This window comes from Mizugakiibacter sediminis, assembly GCF_000953855.2.
Lineage (GTDB): Bacteria > Pseudomonadota > Gammaproteobacteria > Xanthomonadales > Rhodanobacteraceae > Mizugakiibacter > Mizugakiibacter sediminis.
The window spans coordinates 1-1,022 of record NZ_DF970137.1 but is presented as its reverse complement, the minus strand read 5'-3'; the positions used below and the strand labels follow the sequence as shown (position 1 = coordinate 1,022).

The following is a 1,022-nucleotide window of genomic DNA, read 5'->3' as shown; positions in this document are numbered from 1 at the left end:
TGTGTAAACCCACCAGGTTGTTCATGTCGATGCGGGTGATCGGCGGCTGGTAACCGAGACTGGCGTGGGGCCGGTGCCAGTTGTACTGGTGCAGCCATGTCAGCCAGTGCGCGGCTCGTTGCGCGGAGTGCTCGTAGCTGCGGGCATAGGCCCACTCGCGCAGGGAGGTCTGGATAAAGCGTTCGGCCTTGCCGTTGGTGCGTGGGGTGTAGGGCCGGGTGCGCACGTGGTGCAGGCCGAGCCGGCGCAGCAGGCGCTTGAAAGCACGCGACTTGTAACAGGCGCCGTTGTCGGTCATGACCCGGGCGAAGCGCACGCCCAACTGGCGGTAGTAGCGCAAGGTCTTGAGCAGGGCACGGCAGGCGCTCAGGCCACGCTCGTCCGGCTCGATGGTGCCGAAGGCCACGCGCGAGGCGTCGTCGATGGCCACGTGCACGAACTCCCACCCGGCACCGTCCGAAGCGTGCTGGCGTTCACCCGTGACGCGGTGGCCGGGGCGCCAGAAGCGCCCCAGCTTCTTGATATCCAGATGCAGCAGATCGCCTGGCGCAGGGTACTCGTAGCGGTGGGTTGGGCGCGCCGGCTCGAGCTCCGCCAAGCGATGGAACCCTGCGCGCTTGACCAGGCGGCCAACCGTGCTGGCCGCCACCGCCAGGTGCTGGGCAATCTGCCGGTAACTCCAGCGCTCACGGCGGTGCTCGATGATCTGGTGCGCGATCGAAGAGGACGTGGCATGCGGGCAGCCGTGAGGCCGGGACGAACGATCGAGTAGCCCCGCCGCGCCTTCTTCGCGGAAGCGCCGCAGCCACTTGTAGGCGGTGCGCACACTGACCCCGGCGGCATGCGCCGCCTCCTCCACCCGCAGACCGTGCTCAAGCACCCGCTCCACGAGCAGGGCTCGACCTCGAGGCGTAAGACGGGCATGTTTATGCAGGTTCATCCGGGGCTCCTGGGGGGTTGGGTGGGTCGCACCTCCAGAATCCCGGGTTCGCCCCGGGTGAACAACCTACTGAGAGATCACA

The 1,022-nt window shown here is 67.6% G+C and carries 1 protein-coding gene; it reads right to left on the bottom strand.

Going from position 1 to position 1,022, the window contains the following annotated elements; all coding sequences use genetic code 11:
• The coding region (locus MBSD_RS01030; protein ID WP_062534238.1) for an IS481 family transposase at positions 1–940 on the bottom strand (940 nt) is incomplete at its 3' end.
• Between the last annotated feature and the right edge of the window lie 82 nt (positions 941–1,022).